At 57.5% G+C, this 1,519-nt stretch carries 2 protein-coding genes; one reads left to right on the top strand and one right to left on the bottom strand.

The window, feature by feature from the left end; translation table 11 throughout:
* The coding region (locus MKK64_RS27470; protein WP_243938908.1) for a glycoside hydrolase family 26 protein at positions 1-1,134 on the bottom strand (1,134 nt) is incomplete at its 3' end.
* Between the two features lie 232 nt (positions 1,135-1,366).
* On the opposite strand from MKK64_RS27470, the gene MKK64_RS27475 reads away from it, so the two are divergent.
* A partial coding sequence (locus MKK64_RS27475; RefSeq protein ID WP_243937727.1) for a transposase occupies positions 1,367-1,519 on the top strand: 153 nt, incomplete at its 3' end.

Consider the following 1,519-nt stretch of genomic DNA (forward strand, 5'->3'; position numbering starts at 1 on the left):
GACGAGGCTCGCCTTGGCGAGCGGCGCGACGGTATCGGCCACGATGGTCGTGCCGGTGACTGACCTGGTGGTTCCATCCGAACCTGTGACCACGAGGCTGGACCCAACCGAGCCGTTGAAACCCGACAGGTCGACTGCACCAAGGCCGTTGGCTGCGATCGTCGCCGTCTTGACGTAGGTCCCGTCCGTGAAGGTGGCGACCGCCGTCTCGGTCAGGCCGAGGCTGGCGACGCGGAAAGTTACAGCCTTCGCTTCGACAGCGTTGACGACGTGGTCGGTCGTGTCGTTGACAACCAGAGTGGAGAGCGGGACTTGACTCGGTGTGGTCGCCCCTACAGGCCCACCGAAATCCTTGATGAAGGCTGCGTCAGCCGCGGGATACAATCCCGTGTCGAGCCGACTGCTGTAGCCGTCGTCTCCATAGTTCCAGTAGCTCTGATACAGCGCCTTATGCTGCGCGAACCACGCTGCGGCTTTATCGAAGTATAGGGCGGCGTCCGGTGAATTGGCGCCCCATTCCGAGTAGGCGATGGGCTTGCCGTGTGCCGCTGCGAAGTCTGCCTGCCATTGCAGACCACCGGACTGATTGACCATCCAATCCCAAACCTGGGCCGGGTCGGTTCCCATCCAAGTGTTGTTCCAGTAGAAATCCATCCCGATGACATCGACGTATTTGTCGCCGGGATAAGCATCCGCAGGATGCTGAAACCAGTCATTGCCGACGTTCGGCGTCCACTCGAACTTGAAGCGGTCCGAAACGGAACGAAAAGTGTCTACGAACTGCTGCCATGCGCCGATGTAAGATTGTTCGTGCCCCTGCGCCGACCAGGGGAACCATGTGCCATTCATCTCCCAGCCGGTCCTGATATAAATCGGTCCGTCGCCGTACGATGAGTCCGCTATGGCTTGAGCGGCCTTCAGGTAATGATCGTTATAAGCGCCCAGTGCAGCGCTATCAAGGTTCCCGTCGTACCAGGTCGTAAGAGGAACAGACCAATGAACGTCTCGGATGGCATTTTTCCAGAGACTGGTGGCCCAAGGTATTGAGCTGTCAAACTCAGCCCAGCTGTTTTGATTTAAAAACATTTCCACAAAATCGACTGGCTTTCCAAGCCAGTTCTCGAAATGATCCACGTCACTAGGTGAATTACCAACGTATACACCTAATCCAGTCATATGACTTTCTCAATGAGATTCTCGGGATTTGTCCGCGTAGTTACTAATTAAGCCGCTATTAAGTTGCATTCGAAAGGGTGTCATTATGCCGCAGTTTTTCTTAGAGCCCGTCCGATAATGTCCGGCAGGGGTTGAGTGGCCGGGATGGCGGTGATTCCAGAAGGGTGCCGAAGCCTGACCTGGAAGTGCCATGTGGACCCCGACCACTCGCCGGCAGCATCGCCGCGCCAACCTGCGCTACGAAACCGACTTGACGGATGGCGAGTGGGCCGTGATCGCGCCGCTGATGCCGGAGCCGGCCTCGTGCGGTCGTCCGCCTGTTTGGACGATGCGAAAAATCCTG

The sequence above is a fragment of the Methylobacterium sp. E-025 genome, from assembly GCF_022829705.1.
Classification (GTDB): Bacteria; Pseudomonadota; Alphaproteobacteria; order Rhizobiales; family Beijerinckiaceae; genus Methylobacterium.